Source organism: Brachyspira aalborgi, from assembly GCF_008016455.1.
In the GTDB taxonomy this organism is placed as follows: domain Bacteria; phylum Spirochaetota; class Brachyspiria; order Brachyspirales; family Brachyspiraceae; genus Brachyspira; species Brachyspira aalborgi.
On record NZ_SAXU01000001.1, the window covers coordinates 907,226 to 929,581 of the forward strand.

Annotated in this window: 15 protein-coding genes; 10 read left to right on the top strand and 5 right to left on the bottom strand. The window is 28.2% G+C overall.

Annotated elements, in window-relative coordinates; all coding sequences use genetic code 11:
* Positions 1-81 precede the first annotated feature (81 nt).
* On the bottom strand, positions 82-2,556 hold the full coding sequence (gene pbpC, locus EPJ79_RS04080) for a penicillin-binding protein 1C (protein ID WP_147739603.1): 2,475 nt from the start codon (positions 2,554-2,556) through the stop codon (positions 82-84).
* Positions 2,557-2,812: 256 nt separating this feature from the next.
* Here pbpC and EPJ79_RS04085 point away from each other — a divergent pair, with 256 nt between their 5' ends.
* Complete coding sequence (locus EPJ79_RS04085) at positions 2,813-3,334, top strand: hypothetical protein (protein WP_147526039.1); 522 nt, start codon at positions 2,813-2,815, stop codon at positions 3,332-3,334.
* Here EPJ79_RS04085 and polA read toward each other — a convergent pair.
* A complete protein-coding gene (gene polA, locus EPJ79_RS04090; protein WP_147738538.1) occupies positions 3,331-6,144 on the bottom strand; it encodes a DNA polymerase I in 2,814 nt (937 codons plus the stop codon). The genes EPJ79_RS04085 and polA overlap by 4 nt on opposite strands.
* Positions 6,145-6,353: 209 nt before the next feature.
* Between polA and EPJ79_RS04095 the strand changes: the two genes are divergently transcribed.
* Positions 6,354-6,881 carry a hypothetical protein gene (locus EPJ79_RS04095; protein ID WP_147738539.1) on the top strand — a complete coding sequence of 176 codons (528 nt, stop codon included), beginning with the start codon at positions 6,354-6,356 and terminating at the stop codon, positions 6,879-6,881.
* Positions 6,882-7,089: 208 nt separating this feature from the next.
* Here the strand turns inward: EPJ79_RS04095 and EPJ79_RS04100 are convergent, their stop codons facing one another.
* From EPJ79_RS04100 to EPJ79_RS11520, 3 genes are all read right to left on the bottom strand, one after another.
* The gene (locus tag EPJ79_RS04100) at positions 7,090-9,201 is read right to left on the bottom strand and encodes a glutamine synthetase III family protein (RefSeq protein ID WP_021957902.1); all 2,112 of its coding nucleotides are present in this window, start codon (positions 9,199-9,201) and stop codon (positions 7,090-7,092) included.
* A gap of 230 nt (positions 9,202-9,431) precedes the next feature.
* Positions 9,432-10,979: an FGGY family carbohydrate kinase gene (locus EPJ79_RS04105; protein WP_147738540.1), complete on the bottom strand. Its 1,548-nt coding sequence runs from the start codon at positions 10,977-10,979 to the stop codon at positions 9,432-9,434.
* Between the two features lie 189 nt (positions 10,980-11,168).
* Positions 11,169-11,324, bottom strand: coding sequence for a hypothetical protein (locus tag EPJ79_RS11520; protein WP_158634349.1), 156 nt, complete (start codon positions 11,322-11,324; stop codon positions 11,169-11,171).
* 147 nt (positions 11,325-11,471) lie between these two features.
* On the opposite strand from EPJ79_RS11520, the gene EPJ79_RS04110 reads away from it, so the two are divergent.
* The 8 genes from EPJ79_RS04110 (at position 11,472) to EPJ79_RS04145 (ending at position 22,331) form a co-directional block, all read left to right on the top strand.
* Positions 11,472-12,587, top strand: a complete 1,116-nt coding sequence (locus EPJ79_RS04110) for an ROK family protein (protein ID WP_147738541.1) — start codon at positions 11,472-11,474, stop codon at positions 12,585-12,587.
* A 232-nt stretch (positions 12,588-12,819) separates the two neighbouring features.
* Entirely contained in the window at positions 12,820-13,863 is a 1,044-nt protein-coding gene (locus EPJ79_RS04115; protein WP_147738542.1) for an NAD(P)-dependent alcohol dehydrogenase, read from the top strand.
* Positions 13,864-13,890: 27 nt separating this feature from the next.
* Positions 13,891-14,847: a sugar ABC transporter substrate-binding protein gene (locus EPJ79_RS04120; protein ID WP_147738543.1), complete on the top strand. Its 957-nt coding sequence runs from the start codon at positions 13,891-13,893 to the stop codon at positions 14,845-14,847.
* Between the two features lie 68 nt (positions 14,848-14,915).
* Complete coding sequence (locus EPJ79_RS04125; RefSeq protein WP_147738544.1) at positions 14,916-16,406, top strand: sugar ABC transporter ATP-binding protein; 1,491 nt, start codon at positions 14,916-14,918, stop codon at positions 16,404-16,406.
* 15 nt (positions 16,407-16,421) lie between these two features.
* Entirely contained in the window at positions 16,422-17,372 is a 951-nt protein-coding gene (locus tag EPJ79_RS04130) for an ABC transporter permease (protein ID WP_147738545.1), read from the top strand.
* 273 nt (positions 17,373-17,645) lie between these two features.
* Positions 17,646-20,300: a valine--tRNA ligase gene (locus EPJ79_RS04135; protein WP_147738546.1), complete on the top strand. Its 2,655-nt coding sequence runs from the start codon at positions 17,646-17,648 to the stop codon at positions 20,298-20,300.
* 25 nt (positions 20,301-20,325) lie between these two features.
* The gene (locus tag EPJ79_RS04140) at positions 20,326-21,666 is read left to right on the top strand and encodes a DNA methyltransferase (RefSeq protein WP_147738547.1); all 1,341 of its coding nucleotides are present in this window, start codon (positions 20,326-20,328) and stop codon (positions 21,664-21,666) included.
* Positions 21,663-22,331, top strand: coding sequence for a BsaWI family type II restriction enzyme (locus EPJ79_RS04145; protein ID WP_147738548.1), 669 nt, complete (start codon positions 21,663-21,665; stop codon positions 22,329-22,331). The genes EPJ79_RS04140 and EPJ79_RS04145 overlap by 4 nt, the downstream gene beginning before the upstream one ends.
* Positions 22,332-22,356 lie beyond the last annotated feature (25 nt).

Consider the following 22,356-nt stretch of genomic DNA (forward strand, 5'->3'; position numbering starts at 1 on the left):
TTTAAAATAAACTCCAATTTACATTTATACTTAAAAATTATCGGAATAAAATTTAATTTTATGATAAGCTTTATTAAAATTTCATTGTATAAAAATATTGATATTCGGACTTTTTATATCGTTTCCATTTGAATTAATCGCTTTAATATAAAAAGTATAATCTCCTTTTTTAAGATTCCAAATCACAGAACCGTTTTTTAATTCTTCAATATTTGCAATAATCTCTTCATTGCAATATAAATTAGCTTCGATAATATTTTTAGGAATGTAAGAAGAAATAAAAATATTTTGATATTCCAAAGGCAAAGTAGAATCTATTTTATAAATCGAATTATCGGTTGGCGAAGTTATTGAAATTCTTTCATTTATTTTATTTTGATTATTTATACTATTAAAATTATTAATTTGATTTAAATTATTATAAGCGTAAGTATTTTCTGCCTTTATCCATTCTGAATTTGGTTTTTCTATCTGTCTTTCTTTAATCCAATCGTTATATTCGCTCGGCAAATTAAGAAAAACTTTTTTATCAAAGCTTCCGTCCGAATTTCTTTTTATATATAAATTATGAACATCGCATTCGTCTTTAACTACATTTGAAATCGAAAATTCTTCGAGTCGAGTCTCTTTACAAAATTCTCCTCTCAATTTTCCGCTGATTAAACAAATTTCTCTCTCTATAATATCTTTAGGCTTATCCCATCTTGTTTCTTTTTGACTTTTATTAAGCATAGAAAATAAATCGTAAAGTATCGGGACCGCTCCGTTTCCTCCCGTTATATTTATCATTTCGCTTCCCTTAAAATCTCCAAGCCATAAACCGACTATATAATCTTTTGTATAGCCAATAGCCCAAGCGTCTCTTGAGCCTTTTGAAGTTCCCGTTTTAATCGCTATAGAAAAAGGATAAACTAATCCTCTATAACTTCTGAAAGAACCCATTCTTGCATTTTTGTCGGATAATATTTTATTTATTAAATATGCGCTTTCTTCCGAAATTACTCTTTTATGAGTGTAGGATTTTTTAGGAAAATAAAATATCTCTCCGTTTTCTTTTTTTAATGAAACTGCAGAATAATGATTTATAAATATTCCCGAATTTGGAAATATAGTATAAGCCGAAGCCAAATCTATAAGCCTAACTTCAGCGCTTCCAAGAACTAAAGAATAACCGTAATAATCGGGATTTTTATCAATACTTCTTAAACCCGATTTTAATAAAATATTTTGAAAATCTTTAAGACTATATTTTGAAAGCCATCTAACAGCGGGTATATTAAGAGAGTTTGCAAGAGCGTCTCTTATTGTAACAGGACCTCTATACTTTCTATCAAAATTTTCGGGTATATAATCTCCTCCTGGCGAGTTTATATAAGTTTTAATATCTCCTATTACCGAAGCGGGCGATTCTCCTTTATCAAATAAATAAGCGTATAAAAAAGGTTTCAAAGCGCTTCCAGGTTGTCTTAAAGCTATAGCGCCATTTACAGAGCCGTCCGTCTCCTTGTCAAAATAATCCATAGAGCCTATCATTGAAAGAACTTCTCCCGTTTTAGCGTTTAATATAACGCAGGAAATATTTCTGACATTGAAACTATGAAGAGATTGACTCGCATTGCTTATAACTAACGAAGCTTCTTTTTGCATTTTATAATCTAAAGTAGTTTTTACTTCCGTTATATTTGAATATTTTAATTTATAAAGCGAATCTTTTATATACATTACAAAATGCGGAGCTTTAAAAGTATATTTTTCTTTATTTTTATAAATCGTTGTATTTTCGTTTATATAATTATTATATTCTTCTTCTTTAATATAATTATTATTTTTCATTTGACCAAGAACATATATTTTTCTTAAATGCAATCTTTCCTTATATTTATAAGGATTAAATTTTGTTCCCGATTTTATTATAGATGCAAGAATAACGGATTCGTTTATATTTAAATCTTTAACTTCTTTTTTAAAATATAATTCCGCAGCCGCTCCTATTCCGTAGCAATTATTACCAAAAAAAATTCTGTTAAGATATTCTGTTAATATTTCTTCTTTAGTAAGATTCTTTTCTAATCGAATGGAATCTAAAGCTTCATAAAATTTATTTATATAATTTCTTTCTCTATGAATAATGCTTTTTGAAAGTTGTTGAGTTATTGTGCTTCCGCCCGAAACAATTTTTCTGTTTAAAAGATTTGAAATAAAGGCTCTTAAAATCGCTTTATAATCTATTCCTTTATGCTTAAAAAAATTTTTATCTTCGGCGCTTATAACGGCTTCAATTAAATTTTGAGGCAAATCGGAATATTTAACTTCTTTATAAAATCCGCCGTATTCTGGAAAAAGATTTGCAAGCAAAATATTATTTCTATCGTAAATTTTTAATACTCTGCTTTCGTTTTTTTGTAATTTTTCTTTTGAAAAAGGTTTATTAATATATTCTTTTGAGAATTTATATAATTTATAAACTTTAGGAATAAATATTAAACCTAATATAAATGAAGTTAATAATAAAATATATATTATAGTTAATGCGATTTTTTTAATTATATTTTTCATTTTTTGCTTATACATTTAATTAATTAAAATATAAAATAATATTATATCAAAAATTATTTGTTGTCAAAAATATTTTATCTAAAAAATATATTATTACATTTTTAATAACTACTCTACCTTACTCTATTATATTATATTCTTAATTGCATTTTTTATAATTTCGTAAAATCGTCTTAAAATTAATTACATATTCAATATTATTTTATTTTAATATATAATCAATTGAACATTAAAAAATTATAATAAAGGAAATTCCATGAAATTAATCAAAATTGTATTATTAACTTTATCCATTTTTATTTTAATATCATGCTTTAATGATAAAAGTAATTTAGATTATGTTCCCGTAGATTCTCCGAAATCTTTTAAGGTTTTGGGATTTTGCACTCCCGCTCCTGAAAACGCTTTAAACTCTAAATATGCTATTATAAATAAAACTATTGCGGAAGTTAATTTTGATTATGCAAATAATAATTATTATTATAGAGCTTCAAAAAAATTAAACGATTTATTTAAATTAAATAATATAAATATTAGTAATAAAGAAAATATTTCTAATAATATTAACGCTATTATAGAAGAGTTAGATTTTATAATCGAAGATATTGAAAGCATAAATATTATAATAAAAAATAATTCTGATAATAAAAAAGTTATATTATGGAATATAGAAAATATAAATTATTCGCTTTTATCTACTTCCGCTAAAGATAATAATTTTGATATTGAAAAACTTGCATTAACGCTTATGAAAAATAAATTGAATACAAATAATTAATGAATTTCTCCCCAACTTTTGCCTTTATGAATATCCACTACTATAGGAACATTTGCTTTAACCGAATGCTCCATTATATCTTTCATAACTTTCATAGCTCTGTCGGATTCTTCTTCTGAAACTTCAACTACTAATTCGTCATGAACTTGCATAACTATTTTTGCAGTTTTGAAATGATTTTTAAACTCTCTATGAATTCCTATCATAGCGACTTTAATCATATCGGCGGCGCTTCCTTGAATTAAAGTATTCAAAGCCATTCTTTCCGCTTCGTTTCTAACTACAGAGTTTGAAGAGTTTATAGTTTTTGATAAATCCCTTATTCTTCCCATCATAGTTCTAACATAGCCTTTATTTTTAATATCTTTAATTGCCTCTTCGCAGAAAGGTTTAACTTGAGAATAAGTTTCAAAATAACTTTTTATAAACTCGTCCGCTTCCTTCCTTTTTATATCCAATTCTTTTGAAAGCCCGAATGCAGTTTTTCCATAAATTATTGAAAAGTTAATAATTTTTGCCGTATTTCTCATTGAAGGAGTAATATGCTCTTTACTAACGGAATATATTTTCATTGCAGTTTTTTTATGAATATCGTCATTATTTTTAAAAGCTTCTACTAATGTCGGGTCTTTACTAAAATGAGCTAGTAATCTTAATTCTATTTGCGAATAATCGGCTGATATAAGTAAATTTCCTTTTTCGGCTATAAAAGTATTTCTTATATCTTTACCTTCTTCTCCTTTCACGGGTATATTTTGTAAATTAGGCTCTGAAGAAGATAATCTTCCCGTTGCGGTTACGGTTTGATTAAAATATGCATGAATTCTATTTGTCGATTTATTAACTAAAGTCGGAAAAACATCCAAATATGTATTTTTTAATTTTGAATATTTTCTATAAGTTATCATATTTTCCGCTATTTTATATTTTTTGGCAAGCTCGCTCAAAACTTCTTCATCCGTAGAAAATCCCGTTTTCGTTTTTTTTGCAGTCGGAAGTTTTAATTTTGTAAATAATATATATTCAAGTTGTTTCGGAGATTGCAAATTAAATTCCTCTTTAGCTTCTTTATAAATGTCTTTTTGAATTTTATCTAAAAGCAAACCATACTCTTCCGATTGTTTTTCCATTTTTTTAGAACTAATATAAACTCCGTCAAATTCCATATCGGCAAGAACTTCTATCAAAGGCATTTCTATATTAAAAAATAATTTGTCAAGCTCAAATTTCTTTATTATCGGAGCAAAGCATTCGTAAAGCCTAAAAGTTATATCTGCATCCTCGCATGCATATTCCACTACATCTTTTAAATTTACATTTAATAAAGTTTTTTCGGCGTTGTCGGTTATATCTCTATATTTTATAGTATTATAAGACAAATAACTTAAAGCCAAATCGTCCATATTATATCGGCTTCTTGCAGGATTTATAAGATAAGCGGCAACCATAGTGTCGAAATACATATTTCCAAATCTCTTATTTATCGCTCGCATCATTTTATATTCGTATTTTAAATTATGTCCTATTACTTTTATATCTTCTTTAGCCAAAGTATCGAATACTAATTTTAAGCAAGAATCAATATTTATTTTAGTTCTTCCGCTAATATCAAAATAAAAAGCTTCTTTTGATTTCATAGCAAACGAAATGCCGATAATTTTATCTTCAAAAACATTTAAACCCGTAGTTTCAAAATCAACGCATACCAATTTTTTATTATTTATATCTTTAATAAGATTATTTAATTCTGTTTCGTTTTCTATTAAATAATAATTTGCATTACCGTCTTTTGCGCTCGATAATATCGTTATTTCTTTTTCTTCTTTTATTAATTCGCTTTGTAATTTATTTTCTCTTTTATTTTTTTTATCTGTTTTTTTTGATTCGTCCGATATTTTTACTTTATCTTCTTTTTTCGATTTTATAGTTCCGTTTTCGGATATATAAGAATTAATTTTATTTCTAATTTGTTTTAATTCCAAATCGTCAAGAATTTTATTAACTTTTTCAATATCGATTTTATTATTTTCAATATCTTTATAATCTAAATTTAATTCTTTTATATCTCTTTTTATTGTAGCAAGTTCATAACTCATATAAGCGTTTTCTTTATCGTTAATCAATCTTTCTTGCAATTTTCCTTGAATAGAATCTATATTTTGATAAACGCCGTTTAAGGTTTTATATTCTTGCAAAAGTTTAACTGCCGTTTTTTCTCCGACTCCTTTTACTCCAGGAATATTATCCGAAGAATCGCCCATTAAAGCGAGTAAATCTATAATTTGATTAGGATAAACTCCTCTCTTTTCTTTAACTGTTTCCGCATCGTATTCTATTAATTCATTATCTTTATTGCTTGCCACAACATTAACATCTTTGTCGACAAGTTGCAGTATATCTTTATCGGGAGAGTAAATTATAGTTTTTATATTTTCTTTTTTATTTCTTTCTGCGATATATCCTATAATATCGTCCGCTTCGTAATTATCCAAAACTATTCTAGATATTCCTAAAGCGTCTATAAGTTCGTATAAAATCGGAATTTGACTTCTCAAATCGTCAGGCATACTCTCTCTATTTTCTTTATACTCTTTATAAATTTCGCTTCTGAAAGTTTTTCTTGAACTATCTAAAGCTATAGCGACATAATCGGAAGGATAAGCGTCTAATAAAGAAAAATAAGTTCTCAAAAATCCGTTTATTGAAGAAACATTTTCTCCTTTTGAGTTTAAAAGCGGTCTTTTCAAAAAAATAAAATGATATCTATAAAGGATACCGAAAGCGTCAATAATAAGAAATCTTTTTTTCATAATTCTATTATACTATAATATTTTTATTAAGTAAATAACGACTTTACGATTATATTTTTTATAAAAAATTCAAGCGAAATTCAATATAAATTATGTTTACATAATATATAAATTTTTTTTAAAAAAGACTTGACTTTTTAAATTAATTAATTATATTAAGTATAGAAAGATTAATTAAAGCCAGAGTAAAACTCGGCAGGAGGCGTTTTATGACGAACAAAAAAATCTTTAAACTTTCAGCATTAGTTTTTATTGTAGCTATTCTTATAGTCTTTTCAATAAGCTGTAAGAATAAGGTAACTAGGGCAAATAACCTTACCTTATCAGGAGAAGCTACAACCGAAGAAGTAGTTAAAGTTGACGATAATAAAGATATCAGTCAATTTGAAAATAAAACATATAAATCAAATATAGAAAAGATAGGACATGTTTCTGTAGTTTTAGTGGCAAAAATTGTAGTCCCTGAAGTTAATGAGTCGTATCTTGAAGTAAGATATATAGACCCTAAAGACGAAAATAGAGAAATTTGGGAAACTGAACAGTATTATTATCCTATAAATGAAAAAGGCTCTGTATATAATTTACAATACAAAAAAGCAAATTATGTAGAAGGAAACGGATATGTAACTTATACAAGAGAAGCTACGGCTACTTTTGGAACAGACGGTTCTCTTACTCTTAAATGGAAAGGCGATTTAGCTGAAAGAGGAGATATAAAATTAGCTTTACAAAAATAAAAAAAATTAAATAATAAACTAATGCTTTGAAAGTCAGAAGTCATTAGGGAGATTTTTCTTCCTAATGGCTTTTTTATTAGACTATAATTATAATAATTTATAAAATTCAATTAATATTTAATATCAATAAAAATAAATAAAAAATTAGCTTTAGATTTCAAGCTATAAACTCAAAACCTAAAGCTAAATTTAAAAATCTTTATAATAATTATAATAAACTATAAAGCATCTCGCCGTAAGTCGGCAATTTCCAATATTCTTTTGCAACCGTTTTTTCAAGCTCGTCAATTATCTGACGCATATCTACATCTATGCATTGTAAAATTTTATCTCTGTAGAATTTAGATAATTTATTTATATCGCCAATTTTTTTAGCTTCCGTAAGATAACTTTCAAGCTTTTTCAATTTGTCGTATAGAGATTTGGTTAAATCGCTTATTTTATTAATCAAATCTTTCTCAACTTCAAATTTTATTTTTAAGTTTTTCTTTTTCTCTACAATATCCAAAAGCGCTCTCGTATATTCCATAGAGTTTGGAATAATATGCTTATTAATCATATCTATTAAAGTTAAAGCTTCGATATTCAAAACTTTAATATATTCTTCCAAAACTATTTCGTATCTTGAATGAATTTCGCTTTCTGCAAAAACTTTATGTTTAGTCAAAAGCTCGACATTCTTTTTTGAAATAAATTGAGGCAAAACTTCGGGCGTGGATTTTAAATTATATAATCCTCTTTTTTCGGCTTCCTTTACCCATTCGTCCGAATAGTTATTTCCATTGTATATTATTCTTTTATGTTTTTTGAAAGTTTCTTTAATAAGCTCTTCTAAATCTTTTTCAAAATTAGAACTTTTTTCCAAAATATCGGCAAATTGCGATAAAGATTCGGCTACTATCGTATTTAATATTATATTAGGTCCTGAAATTGACAAACTTGAGCCAACCATTCTAAATTCGAATTTATTTCCCGTGAAAGCCAAAGGAGAAGTTCTGTTTCTGTCGGTTATATCTTTTGTTAGTTTCGCCAAATAATGAACTCCGACTTCCATCTCTTCTTTGCCTTTAGCGTTATATTTTTGAGAGTTGACAAAAGATTCCAACATATCCGTTAATTCTTCGCCCAAAAATATTGATATTATCGCAGGAGGCGCTTCGCTCGCTCCAAGTCTATGGTCATTGCTTGCGCTTGCCGTTGTCACTCTTAATAAATCCTGATATTCGTCAACCGCTTTTATAAACGCCGTTAAGAATAATAGGAATTGTTTATTTTTCCAAGGAGTATTTCCAGGCTCAAGCAAATTTATTCCCGTATCCGTGCCTATAGACCAATTATTATGTTTTCCGCTTCCGTTTACTCCCGCAAAAGGTTTTTCATGCAGTATGCAAGATAAATTATGCTTTTCGGCAATAACTTTCATTAATTCCATCATAAGCTGATTTTGGTCTGAAGCGATATTTGTAATTGAAAATTCGGGCGCTAATTCGTATTGTCCAGGCGCAACTTCGTTATGTTCCGTTTTTGCCAATATTCCTAATTTCCAAAGCTCGTTATCAAGCTCTTTCATAAACTCCTGCACTCTTGGTTTTATCGCTCCAAAATAATGGTCTTCAAGTTCCTGCCCTTTAGGCGGGCATGCTCCGAATAAAGTTCTTTTACAATATCTTAAATCTTGTCTTTGCAAATATAATTCTCTATCTATTAAAAAATATTCCTGCTCCGCTCCGACAGTAGTATAAACTCTTCCGACATCGTTATGTCCGAATAATTTAAGTATTCTTTTAGCTTCTTTTTCTAAAACTTCCATAGAACGAAGAAGAGGAGTTTTTTTATCCAAAGCCTCGCCTCCATAAGAACAGAAAATAGTCGGAATGCATAAAGTATTATCTTTTATAAAAGCGTAGGAAGTCGGGTCCCAAGCGGTATAACCTCTCGCCTCGAAAGTAGTTCTTAATCCGCCAGAAGGAAAACTTGAAGCGTCAGGTTCGCCTTGCGCCAATTCTTTACCCGTAAATTCCATACGAATAGAACCGCCTTCTACCTCGCCAGACGCCGGCTTTTGTCTCGTTATAAAACTTGTATGCTTTTCCGCAGTTATTCCCGTCATAGGCTGAAACCAATGAGTAAAATGCGTAGCGCCTTTTTCTATAGCCCACTCTTTCATGGCATGCGCCACTACATTAGCAAGCTCCAAATCCAATGTTTCTCCATTTTTTATGGTTTTTACCAATTTTTTATAAACATCTTTAGGCAATTTTTCCCGCATGACATTATCGTTAAAAACCATACTACCAAAAATTTCAGGCACATTTTTCATTTATTGTATCCTCCAATAAAATTTTTAAATTTTTATTAATAAAAATTTTTATTTTTATTGGCAATAATTATAAAATTTCTTAAAATTAAATCAATATTACTATATATAGTTATTTCAAAAATTTTGTGAAGTTTTAAATTTTTTGAAAAGATAATAATAGAAATAATACATTTTATACAAAATTTTATTATGTTAAATATTTTTTATATTCTAATTTTAGTTTTTTAATTTTAATTTTTTGTAAGTTCTTCAAATTTTTCAATCATATTTTTTTGATATTCTTCGTATTTTTTGGATAATTTATAATCGGGTTCTATAATTGTTTTATCTCTCAAAGTTTCTCTAATTTCATCTAAATCAATATTTTCATTTAATAATAAAATAGCGGAAATTGCAGCTCCCAAAGAAGCTCCTCCCGAAGGAAGAATTTTTATAGGACATTGCCAAATATTCGCTATAATTTTTAATATTTCAATATCTTTTGTTGGACCGCCTGTAACCGACAAATCGGCTTTTTTTGAAGAATTAAATTTTTTAGAATATTCGGCGATTAAAGATAAAGAACTTAAAACAATTCCTTTATAATCGCAATCAAAATTAGCTTTTTCGTAATATCTTTTTATTTCAAATGATTTACTTATAGGCACGGATTCGTTTTCTTTCTGCCATAACATTAAAGGCAAATTATTTATATTTTCTTTAAGCGAAATTGTTATATCTTTATAATTTTTATTATAATTATTCATTATAGCATCCCAAAGCATAGCGCCGTTTGTTCTGCAAAATATCATAAATGGATTTCCTATTCCGTCATACATAGCGTTTGAAACTCCGTTATAATCTCTATCATTTTCGTCTATATTAAGCATATAAACAAAACTTGTCCCAAGAGATAAAATATCGCCTTTATATAAAACTTTTGTTTCAGGATTATCTCCGCTTCCAATTCCTACAATACAATTTTTATTAAATCCAAATTTTTCAATAAAATAAGTTGAAATATATCCCGCTTCGCTTGAAGGACTTTTTATATTTCCTAATTTATTTTTTAAATCTTTTGAAACTGCATTTAAAAGATTTTCGTTCCATTCTTTTTTTGAATAATCCATTAAACTCATTCCCGCGCCGTTTCCAAAATCTACGGAGATACCGTCTTTTGCCGTTAATATTGAAGAGATAAAAGTATTGAGCAAAAATATTTTATAAGTATTTTCTAAAAGACTTTTATTATTATCAAAATAATATTTTATAACCGCTCCCGTAAATCTTAAAGGCGAATCAGAACCAGTTATTTGAATCATTTTTTCTTTACCGCCCGCAGCCTTTCTTAATTCTTTAGCTTGTTTTTCAGCGCAGGAAGTTCTCCAAATTGGAGCGCCATTATAAGAATAAGAATTTTTTAATATCTCGACTAAACTTTTATTTGCCGATTCTTTTAATTTTAAATATTCTAAATTCTTTTTATAATTATCAGACAAATAAACATGTCCATGCTGTTGAGCGGATATTTGAATAGAATCTATAAGCGAAATATTGCATTTATCTTTTAATTTTGAAAAAGCTTTATCTAAAGCTATTAAAAAAATATTTGTATCTTGTTCCGCTTTGCCTTCTATATTTGAATCGATTAATAAAGTATTTTTATTCATTGAAGAATTATTTATTTCTTCCAAAGAATTAAAAGCTACCGATATATTTAATTCGTTTTTAAAATTTTTGTAATTCAAAACGCTTAAAGTTAAACTTTGCGTGCTTAAATCTATTCCTAAACTATACATTTTTTAGCCTCGCTTTTTTATTATTCGTTATGAGTATATAGAAAAATATTTTATAAATCAAGTTTTATCTTAATTTAATATTTAGAAATTATTTGTTATAAATATTTTTTATAAAGAAAATACAAATTCCATTTAAATTCCAATCTGTTTATAAAATTCATTAGCTTTTATTCCGTTATCGCCTTTAAGTCACTCTTCTCTTCCTTGCAAAGCGTCTTTTATATCTTCAAAATCTTCCAAAAAATTTAAAATTGCTTCTTCGACAAGATAATCTACGGTTTTATTATGTTTTTTAGCGATACTTGAAAGAGCGTCTTCGGTTTCTTTAGTTATATTTATGTTCATTTTTTCCTCGTTAAATTGTCATTTATAGATTTATTATATTTTACAATTTTTTTAATTATTAACAATATATATTAATTATTTATTTAATAATATTCCAAATTTATTACTTTAATATATACTATTCTTAATTATATTTTATGGTTAATTATGTTATACAAAAAAAGCAATAATATTGAAATTAAAAAGATTAATAAAAACACTATTTACAAATATATTCTTGAAAAAGAAAAAATTTCTAAACATGATATAGCTATAGGTTTAGATATGAGTATGCCTACGGTTTTGCAAAATATTAAAGAGTTTCTTAACCAAAATCTTATAAAAGAAGTCGGAGAATTTCAATCTAGCGGAGGCAGAAAGGCTAAAGCTATTTCAATAATATCTGACGCGAGATTATCAATCGGAATAGATATAACTAAAAATCATGTTAGTTTAGTTTTGGTTGACCTTGCGGGAAAAGTTATAAAACATATAAGATTAAAAAATACTTTTTCTTACGATGAAAATTATTTTTTATGGTTTAATAAATCTATTAACGATTTTACGGAAGGAATCGATAAAAACAAAATTCTCGGAGCTGGCGTATCGATACCCGGAATAATTGATAAATCTGCAACCGATATAGCAAACTCTTATGTTTTGGGATTTGGAAAAGTTCCATTTACTGATTTTACAAAATATATACCGTTTGAATGCATATTTATTAACGATGCAAACGCAGCTGGATTTGCGGAAGCAAGATATCTTGAAAATAATTCTCTTTATTTATCTTTAAGCAATAGCGTTGGCGGCGCTATAATATTTGCAAAACAATTATATAACGGAGACAATATAAGAAGCGGAGAGTTTGGACATATGCGTATAGTTCCAAACGGCATTAAATGTTATTGCGGAAAAATCGGATGTTTAGATTCTTATTGCAAAGCTAATTTGCTTTCGGATTTGACAAACGGAAAACTTGGAGATTTTTTCAAAGAACTTGAAGAAGGAAATGAAGACTTCTTAAAAATATGGGAAAATTATTTATATTATTTGGCAATAGCGGTTAATAATTTGAGAATGGCTTTCGATTGCGATGTTATAATTGGCGGTTATGTAGGCGGATATTTTGAAAATTATATTGACGATTTTAGAAAAAGAGTCGCAGAATTAAATACTTTTGAAACAAACGGAAATTATGTAAAAGTTTGTAAGCATCATTTTGAAGCAGCAGCATTAGGCGCAGCTTTACAGCATATTTACGCTTTCATTGATAAAATATAAAGATTAATTAATCAAATTCTAAAGATTTGCAAATTTTATTTTTTAAAAAAGCTAAAAATATGTATTAAATGTATTATAATAGCTCAATAAATTTCTTATAAACCTAAAAATTTAAACAAATTTTGAATTTTTCACTTGACAAATAATTTTTTATGTATTATATTATTAATATAAATACTTTAATAAAACTATTTTAAAAAAGTATCTATATTAATTTGGAGATAAATTTTTTATGAAAGGAATGATGAAAACCGCCGTTATGACGGCTCTTAATAAAATTGAATTTACCGAAAGAGAAATACCGAAACCTAAAGATAATGAAGTATTGGTAAAACTCGAATATATCGGAGTTTGCGGTTCGGATTTGCATTATTACGAACATGGAGCTATAGGAAATTTTATAGTTAAAACTCCTTTTGTCCTAGGGCATGAATGCGCAGGAACTGTAGTCGAAATCGGAAGCAAGGTAAAAGAATTAAAGGTTGGAGACAGAGTGGCTTTAGAGCCAGGAAAAACATGCGGAGAATGTGAGTTTTGCAGAAAGGGAAAATATAATTTATGCAAAGATGTAATATTTTTCGCAACGCCTCCAGTAGATGGAGTATTTCAAGAATATGTCGCTCATCCTGAAAATTTATCATTTAAACTTCCTGATAAATTATCGACTATGGAAGGCGCTTTAATAGAGCCTTTATCCGTAGGAATGCATGCGGCTATGCAAGGAAAAGCCAAAATAGGAGAAATTGCATTTGTAACGGGAGCGGGATGCATAGGTTTATGTTCGATGCTTTCTTTAAAAGCTTGCGGAATATCAAAAGTTTATGTTATAGATGTAATGAAAAAGAGATTGGATAAGGCTTTGGAATTAGGAGCTGCTGGAGTTATAGACGCCTCTAAAGAGGATGTGGTAAAAAAAGCTTATGAGTTTACTAACGGAAAAGGAAGCGATTTAACAATAGAAACTGCAGGGGTTGAAAGTATTACAAATCAGGCTATAGAATTCGCTAAAAAAGGTTCTACTATAGTTTTGGTTGGATATAGTAAAACGGGAATGATTAATATGAATGTCGGAATGGCTTTGGATAAAGAATTAACTTTCAAAACCGTATTTAGATATAGACATATATTCCCTTTATCTATAGACGCAGTAGAAAGCGGCGCTATAAATATTAAAAATATCGTTACAAATACTTATGATTTTAAAGATTTACAAAAGGCGATGGACGATAGCGTGAAAGATAAAGCCAATATAGTAAAGACTGTTATTAAAATGTAAATAAAATTATTTTTAAGGAGAAGCATTATGCGAAAAATATTAATAACATTATTTATCACTTGCCTAACCGTGATTTCTATATCATGCTCTGGCAGTAAAAACAAATCTAACGCCAAAAAAATATCTATGGCATTTACAGTGCAGGATTTAACTAATCCTGTTTGGGGAGCTACGGCAGAAAACTTAAAGGTTATTTGCGCTAATAATAATGTCGATTTGACTGTGGTAGACTGTCAGGGTAATTCGGCAAATCAAATTACTCAAATGGAAAATTTTATCCAAAAAGGCTTGAATGTTATTGCAATCCATCCTGCAGAAATTAATTCGTTAGCTCCAATAATGCAAAAAGCTAGAGACAACGGAATAAAAGTATTTTGCTGGGATGAGGATACCGACAACGCCGATGTGTCTTGGCTTATAGACAATTTTGAATTTGGAAAAGCTATAGGAACGGAAGCTGGAAAATGGATAAATGAAAAATTAGGCGGACAAACGGATGTCGCTATCGTTGAATATTCAGTTTATCCAAATTTAATTAAAAGAGCTGACGGAATAGTTGCGGGCATTAAAGAATTGTCTCCAAATGCAAGAATAGTAGTCAGAGATAGCGCTATAAACGCGGCTGAAGGCATGCCTCTTGCAGAATCTTTTTTGCAGTCCAATCCTAATATAAAAGTCATAGCGAGCATAGGAGACGGAGCGGCAATAGGAGCAAACGAAGCCGTTAAAGCCGCTGGCAAAGCTACTCCAGATTTTGGAATATTTGCCGCGGACGCTACCGACGAAGCTTGCGATAAAATCTCTAAATCAAATGAGCCTTTTAGAGCTTCCGTTTCACTAGGAACTCCAAAACAACTTGCCGAATCAGTTTTTGATATATGCATGAAACTTGTTAACAACGAAGATATAGATAGTAAAATTTATAGACAATTTAAAGTAATAAACGAAGAAAATGTGCAAGATTATATGGCAGGAAAAATATAATTATAATAATTTATTTTTTGGATAATAGGGGTAATTATCTTGCCCCTATTTTTTTGAAAGGTTGAATTATGGAACAAGATATAATATTAAGTTTAGATAATATTGTTAAAAAATATTCTGGCATTTTGGCTTTAGATAATGTATCGTTAGATATTAGAAGAGGCGAAATACATGCTTTAATGGGAGAAAACGGAGCTGGAAAATCTACTTTAATTAAAACTATAGCGGGAGCAATACAGCCTGACGCTGGAACTATTAATATAGACGGCAAACAGTTTAAATATATGACGCCTCAACTTTCGGAAAAAATGGGAATAGCGACTATTTATCAAGAATTTAATTTAGTTGATGAATTATCTGCTGCAGAAAATATATTTTTAGGCAAAAAACTTTCAAAAGGTATATTTATAAATAAAAAACTAATGCATGAAAAATCTAAAGAAGTTTTTGAACAATTAAATATAGATATAAATCCCGATAAACTTGTTAAAAACCTTACCGTAGGATATCAACAAATGGTAGAGATAGCAAAAGCCGTAATACAGAACGCTAAAGTTCTTATTATGGACGAACCTTCCGCTCCCTTAACGGTTGTCGAGATTGAATCTATGTTTAAATTAATTGACGAACTTAACAAAAGAAAAGTTTCAATAATTTATATTTCTCATAGATTGGATGAAATTTTTAGAATATCAAATAGAGTTACAGTCATGAGAGACGGTAAAAAAATATCGACTTTAAACACTAAAGATACAAATGTTGAAGAACTTATATCTTTAATGGTTGGCAGAAAAATGTCAGAAACATTTCCTAAAAGAGAAACTCATAATTCTAACGACATATTATTGGAAGTTAAAAATCTATCTGGAAATGGAATAAAAAATATTTCTTTTAAACTTAAAAAAGGAGAAATATTAGGGTTTGCAGGTTTAATAGGCTCTGGAAGAACGGAATTAATGGAGTTAATTTTTGGAGCAAAAAAGATAAAAGAAGGAGAAATATTCTTTAACGGTAAAAGATTTATTCCTAAAAATCCAAAATATTGCATAAATAATGGTATAGTTTTAGCGCCTGAAGATAGAAAAAGATTAGGAGCTTTGATAACAAGAAGCGTAAAAGAAAATATAAGTATATCTTGCATAGAAAAAATATCAAAATTTTTATTTATAAACGATAAAGAAGATAAAAATATATCTAATAGCTTTATAGAGAATTTAAAAATAAAAGCTTCGGGAATAAATCAAATTGTAAAAAATTTAAGCGGAGGCAATCAGCAAAAAGTCGTTATATCAAAATGTTTATCCGTAAATCCCGATTTGATTATATTGGATGAACCTACAAGAGGCATTGATGTCGGAGCTAAATATGAGATTTACAAATTAATAAACGAATTAATATTAAACGGTAAAACTATCATTATGATATCTTCCGAAATGGAAGAGCTAATAGGAATGTCCGATAGAATAATAGTTTTATTTGAAGGCAGTATGGTTGGAGAGATACCTAAAGAAAAATTTTCTCAAAATTTAATAATGAGCTATGCGGCGGCAATCGATTAAATAAAGGAGTATAAAATGAATAAAAAAATAAACTTAAAAGATAAAATTAACGAATACGCTATTTATGTGGTATTGATACTGCTATTCTTATTTTTCTCTATAGCGTCCCCGTCTTTTATAAACGCTAATAATCTAATTAATGTAGTTAGACAAATATCAATGCTTGGAATAGCTTCAGTCGGTATGACTTTTGCTTTACTTGTCGGAGGCATTGATTTATCAATTGGTTCTCAAATGTCAATGGTAGCCGTAATTTGTTCTATAATGATGACGAAAGGAAACATAAATCCATGTATAGCTTCTATATTATGCATAATTTTGACTTCTGCAGTTGGTTTCTTTAATGGAATAATAATTTCTAAAATAAAAATGCCACCTTTAATAGTAACTTTATCCACTATGATAATAATCGAAGGCGTAGCTTTTATAATTTCTAAAGGCATACCAATTTTCGGATTTCCTCAAGGTTTTTCAGTTTTGGGACAAGGATATATAGGTATAATACCGATACCAGTAATAATTATGATAGTAATTCTTATAATTGGAGCTGTAATTTTAAATAAAACTTACATTGGAAGATATTTTTATTCAATAGGCGGAAATGAAGAAGCCTCTCGTTTATCGGGAATAGATGTGGATAAAATAAAATGTTTAGCATACACATTATCGGGATTATTTGCTGGTATAGCTGGCGTAATATTATTAAGCAGAACTAATTCTGGACAGCCTACAATGGGTAAAGGATTTGAATTTGATGTTTTAACCGCCGTAGTTTTGGGAGGCGTAAGCGTTAATGGAGGAGTAGGAAAAATATCAAATGTTATTTCTGGTATATTGATAATTGGAGTATTAAATAACGGATTAGTTCTAATGGGTATGAATACTTATGTTCAATCGGTAATTAAAGGAATAGTTTTATTAATAGCCGTAGCGTTCGATTTTATACAAAGAAGCAAGAAAAAATAATATTAAAAATTAATTAAATATTAATTTAGTTTAATAAATATTATTAAGTAAATAATATTAACTTATAATATCTTTAAATTATTAATCTTCTTAATTATAATAATAAAATAAATATTTTTTATAATAAAATAAGTTAAAATTTTTTGCATACTTTTCACCGTAAGCGCATAGTGTAAAGTATGGTAAAGTCAAGCGATACAAATAAAATAAATAATTGAAAAATATATTATATATTGTAAAATGTATAAACAATTATTTTAATCGGGGGAATAAATGAAACATACTTTAGGAGGGAATTATAATCCTAAAAATATTGAAGAAAAATTATATTGCTTTTGGAAAGAGAGCGGATTTTTTCATGCCGAAATTGATAAAAATAAAGAGCCTTATTCTATAGTCATACCTCCTCCAAATGTCACGGGCGTTTTGCATATGGGACATGGATTAAATAATACTTTGCAAGATATATTAATTAGATTTCATAGAATGCTTGGAAAATGCGTTTTATGGATGCCAGGAACCGACCATGCGGGAATTGCCACTCAAAATGTAGTGGAAAGAAGATTAAAAAAAGAAGGAAAAAATAAATATGATTTGGGAAGAGAGGATTTCGTTAAATTAACTTGGGAAGTTGCAAACGAGCATCATTCGATAATAATTAAACAGCTTGAAAAAATAGGTTGCTCATGCGATTGGCAGAGAGAGAGATTTACTTTAGACGAAGGATTAAGCAATGCGGTTAGAGAGGTTTTTGTAGAGCTTTATAATCAAGGTTTAATTTATAGAGGAAAATATTTAATAAATTATTGTCCAAGTTGCGGCACGGCTTTAGCCAATGACGAAGTTGACCATGAAGAAGTTGCGGGCGCTTTGTATCATGTAAAATATAAAATCGAAGGAAAAGACGAATATATTGAAGTGGCAACGACTCGTCCTGAAACAATACTTGCCGATGTGGCGATTGCAGTTCATCCCGAAGATGAAAGATATTCTCATTTAAATGAAAATACAATTTTAATACTTCCGATAGTCGGCAGAAAATTAAAACTCATTAAAGACGCTTATGTCGATAAAGATTTTGGAACGGGCGCTTTGAAAATAACTCCCGCTCATGACCCAAACGACTTTGCAATAGCGCAGAGGCATAATTTAGAAATAATAAATATTCTTAATCCCGATGGAACATTTAACGAAAATACTCCAAAAAATTATCAAGGTAAAACGGTTAAAGAAGCGAGAGATTTAATAATAAAAGAATTAGAAAGTTTAGGCGCATTTTTAGGAAAAGAAAATATAAAGCATCAAGTCGGACATTGTTATAGATGCCATAATACAGTCGAGCCTTATTATAGCGACCAATGGTTTGTAAAAATGAAGCCTTTAGCCGAAGAAGCCTATAAAGTCGTTAATAACGGACAAATAAAAATTTATCCAGAAAGATGGATTAACACTTATAACCATTGGATGAAAGATATAAGAGATTGGTGCATAAGCAGGCAATTATGGTGGGGACATAGAATTCCCGTTTGGTATTGCGAAGATTGCAGCGAGATGATTGTATCGAAAACCGATATTAACGAATGCCCTAAATGTAAAAGTAAAAATATTAAGCAAGACGAAGATGTTTTGGATACTTGGTTTTCTTCTTGGCTATGGGCTTTTTCAACTTTCGGTTGGCCAAAAGATAATGAAGAATTAAAATATTTTTATCCAACATCCGCTTTAGTGACAGGATACGATATATTATTTTTTTGGGTTGCAAGAATGATAATGGCTGGAACTCATTTTATGAAAGATATTCCGTTTAAAGATATTTATCTTAACGGTTTGATTAGAGATAAAATAGGAAGGAAAATGTCTAAAAGTTTAGGAAACGGAATCGACCCGATTGAAATAATTGACGAACATGGAGCGGACGCTTTTAGATTTACTTTATCTTTTATAACTTCTTTAGGCGGGCAAGATATTTGGCTTGATAAAGAACTTTTTAAAATGGGAGGAAAGTTTGCAAATAAAATATACAATAGCGCAAAATATATATTTGGAAATATCGAAGACGGAGAGAAAATAAAAAATATTGACGAATTTGAACTTGAAAATAAAGACAAATGGATTTTATCTCGTCTTCAAAAAGCTATAGAATCTACGGAAAGAAAATTAAAAGAATATAGATTTGACGAAGCCTCTCAAACGGTTTATAAATTCTATTGGAACGAATTTTGCGATTGGTATATTGAGATAAGCAAATTCGACTTAAAAGATAATTCAAAAAGAGAAAAAACTTTATCTTTGCTTTTGTATATTTTAGAAGAATCAATTGCAATGATTCATCCTTTCATGCCTTTTTTAACCGAAGAGATTTATTTTAATTTGCCAAAAAGAAATATAGAATCAAAATCTTTAATGATAAGAGAATATCCTAAAGCGAAAAATAAATATATATTTGAAGATATTGAAAAAGAATTTGATTTGATAAAAGATATAGTTTCTGCAATAAGAAATTCTCGCTCTTTATTCAATTTGCCTCCAAATAAAAAATTAGAAGTTGTATTAAGATACGCAAACGATTATTTTAAAACTGTAAGCGAAAATTATAAAAATATAATCTCCTCTCTTTCTTTAACAGAATCTTTAAATATAGTTTCCGCAAAAGAAAACGAAAGGAATAAAGGAAGTTTTGTCAAAGTATTTGAAGGCGGCGAGATTAATGTTAACTTGATTGGAATAATAGATTTTGAAGCCGAAAAAAAGCGACTTGAAAAAGAAGCGTTCGCTTATAAAAAAGATTTGGACGCCGTTAATAAAAAACTTTCAAATGAAAATTTTATTAATAAAGCCAAACAAGAAGCGATTGAAACTGAAAAACGAAAACAAAAAGAATTTGAAGATAAATTAAAAGGCATAAACGAAGTTTTGTCTTCTTTTTAATTATTAGATATAGGATATAGTAAAATTGACAACGGTAATTAATCAAAAGCTATTAGAAAAAAGCGAAATATTTAAAATAAAAGATTTTAGTTCTATAGATATAGATTATTCTTGGTCTTTTTCTGATAAAACTATAAAAGATACTGCATATATTACGCATAATTATTATACATATCCCGCTAAATTTATACCGCAATTAGTATCAAGATTAATAAATACATATACAAATAAATACGACATTGTTGTAGACCCTTTTATGGGAAGCGGAACTACTATAGTAGAGAGCCTTATAAATAATAGATATGCATTCGGAGTCGATATAAATGAAATAGCATATTTAATTTCAAAAGTAAAAACTACTCCGATTGACATTAAATTATTAGAGAAAGAATATAATATATTATTAAGTAAATTTATGGATAATAAAAATTTAAATGATTTAATTGAAAAATCTAAAAATATTATTCCTAATAACGAAAGAATAGATTATTGGTTTAAACCTAAACAAAAACAAGATTTATCTATTATACTTTATTGCATATCTGAAATATATAATATTGATATAAGAGATTTTTATTTAGTAGCTTTCGCTCAAATATTAAAAACGGTTTCTATATGGCTACAGAAAAGCATAAAGCCTACAAGAGACTTTAATAAAAAAGATAAAGATGTTTATTCGTTATTTTTAACTCAAGCTAAAAAAATGATAAAAAGACATAATTTATATAATTTGACTATCGATAAAAAAATATTTGAAAATATTAATAAATATAGAAATATTATCTGCGGAGATTCTCGAACTCTTCCTTTTGAAAATGAACAATCCGATTTTATAGTTACAAGCCCGCCTTATGTGACAAGTTATGAATATGCAGACTTGCATCAACTACCTTCATTATGGTTTGGATATTTAAATAATTTAAATGATTTTAGAAAAAAATTTATAGGCAGCGGTTGTAAAAGAGAAACGGAAGATATTAACGATAACGATTTAAAAAGCAAGATAGCGATAAATATATTAAAAAATTTTAAATATAAATCTAAAAAATACGCGGAAATAAAAAATTATTATTTAGATATGCTTGAAAGTTTTATTGAGATGAAAAGAATTTTAAAACCTAAAGGAAAGGCGGCAATAGTTATAGGCAATACTCAATTTAAAAATATAGATATTTTAAATGCGGAAGTTTTTTGCGAACAAATGAATAATATAGGTTTTAAAACTTATTCTATTATACATAGAGAGATACCTTCAAAAATGCTACCTTCTACAAGAGATTCTATTACGGGAAGATTTGCCAATGTTTCTTTAGGAGATAAATTAGTTTACCCTACAGAATATATTTTAATTATGGAGAGATTATGACATATAAAGATATAATATCGGTTTACGAAAATAAAAAGAAAATATATAAAAAAGATACTTATAAATATATTTCAAAATTATTAAAAGAGATTAAAGAAATTTACAGACAAGACGCTTTAAGTAGAGGAATAACTGATACGGAACAATCTTGGCGAGCTTTTAAAGGCAAAAATTTAGAAAAATTAATCGAACATATAATTAAAGACGAAATTGAAAAACTTAATTTATCTATAATAAACGGCAATATATTAGAGCATAATAAATATAGCGACAATAACGAATTAGATTTATTAAAAAGAAATTTAGCTATAGATTATGGCGAATTTGGAATGCATTTGCCCGATGTGGATATAATAATATACGAACCTAATAAAAGTAAAATAATAGCAGTTTTATCGGTTAAAGTCACTTTAAGAGAAAGAATCGCTCAAACGGGATATTGGAAACTTAAACTTATGAATTCTAATATAACTAAAGATATAAAAGTATTTTTTATTACGCTTGATGAAGACGATATATTTTCTAAAAAGCCCGCTAAAAAAGGACGAGCTATTGTAGAAGTCGATACGGACGGATGCTATATTCTTACAGAAAACGAATTTGAAAAAAGTAGCAAAGTAAAACTATTTTCTGAATTTATAAACGATTTAAAAAAGTTAACATAATAATTATAAAAGCATAATTTTTTAA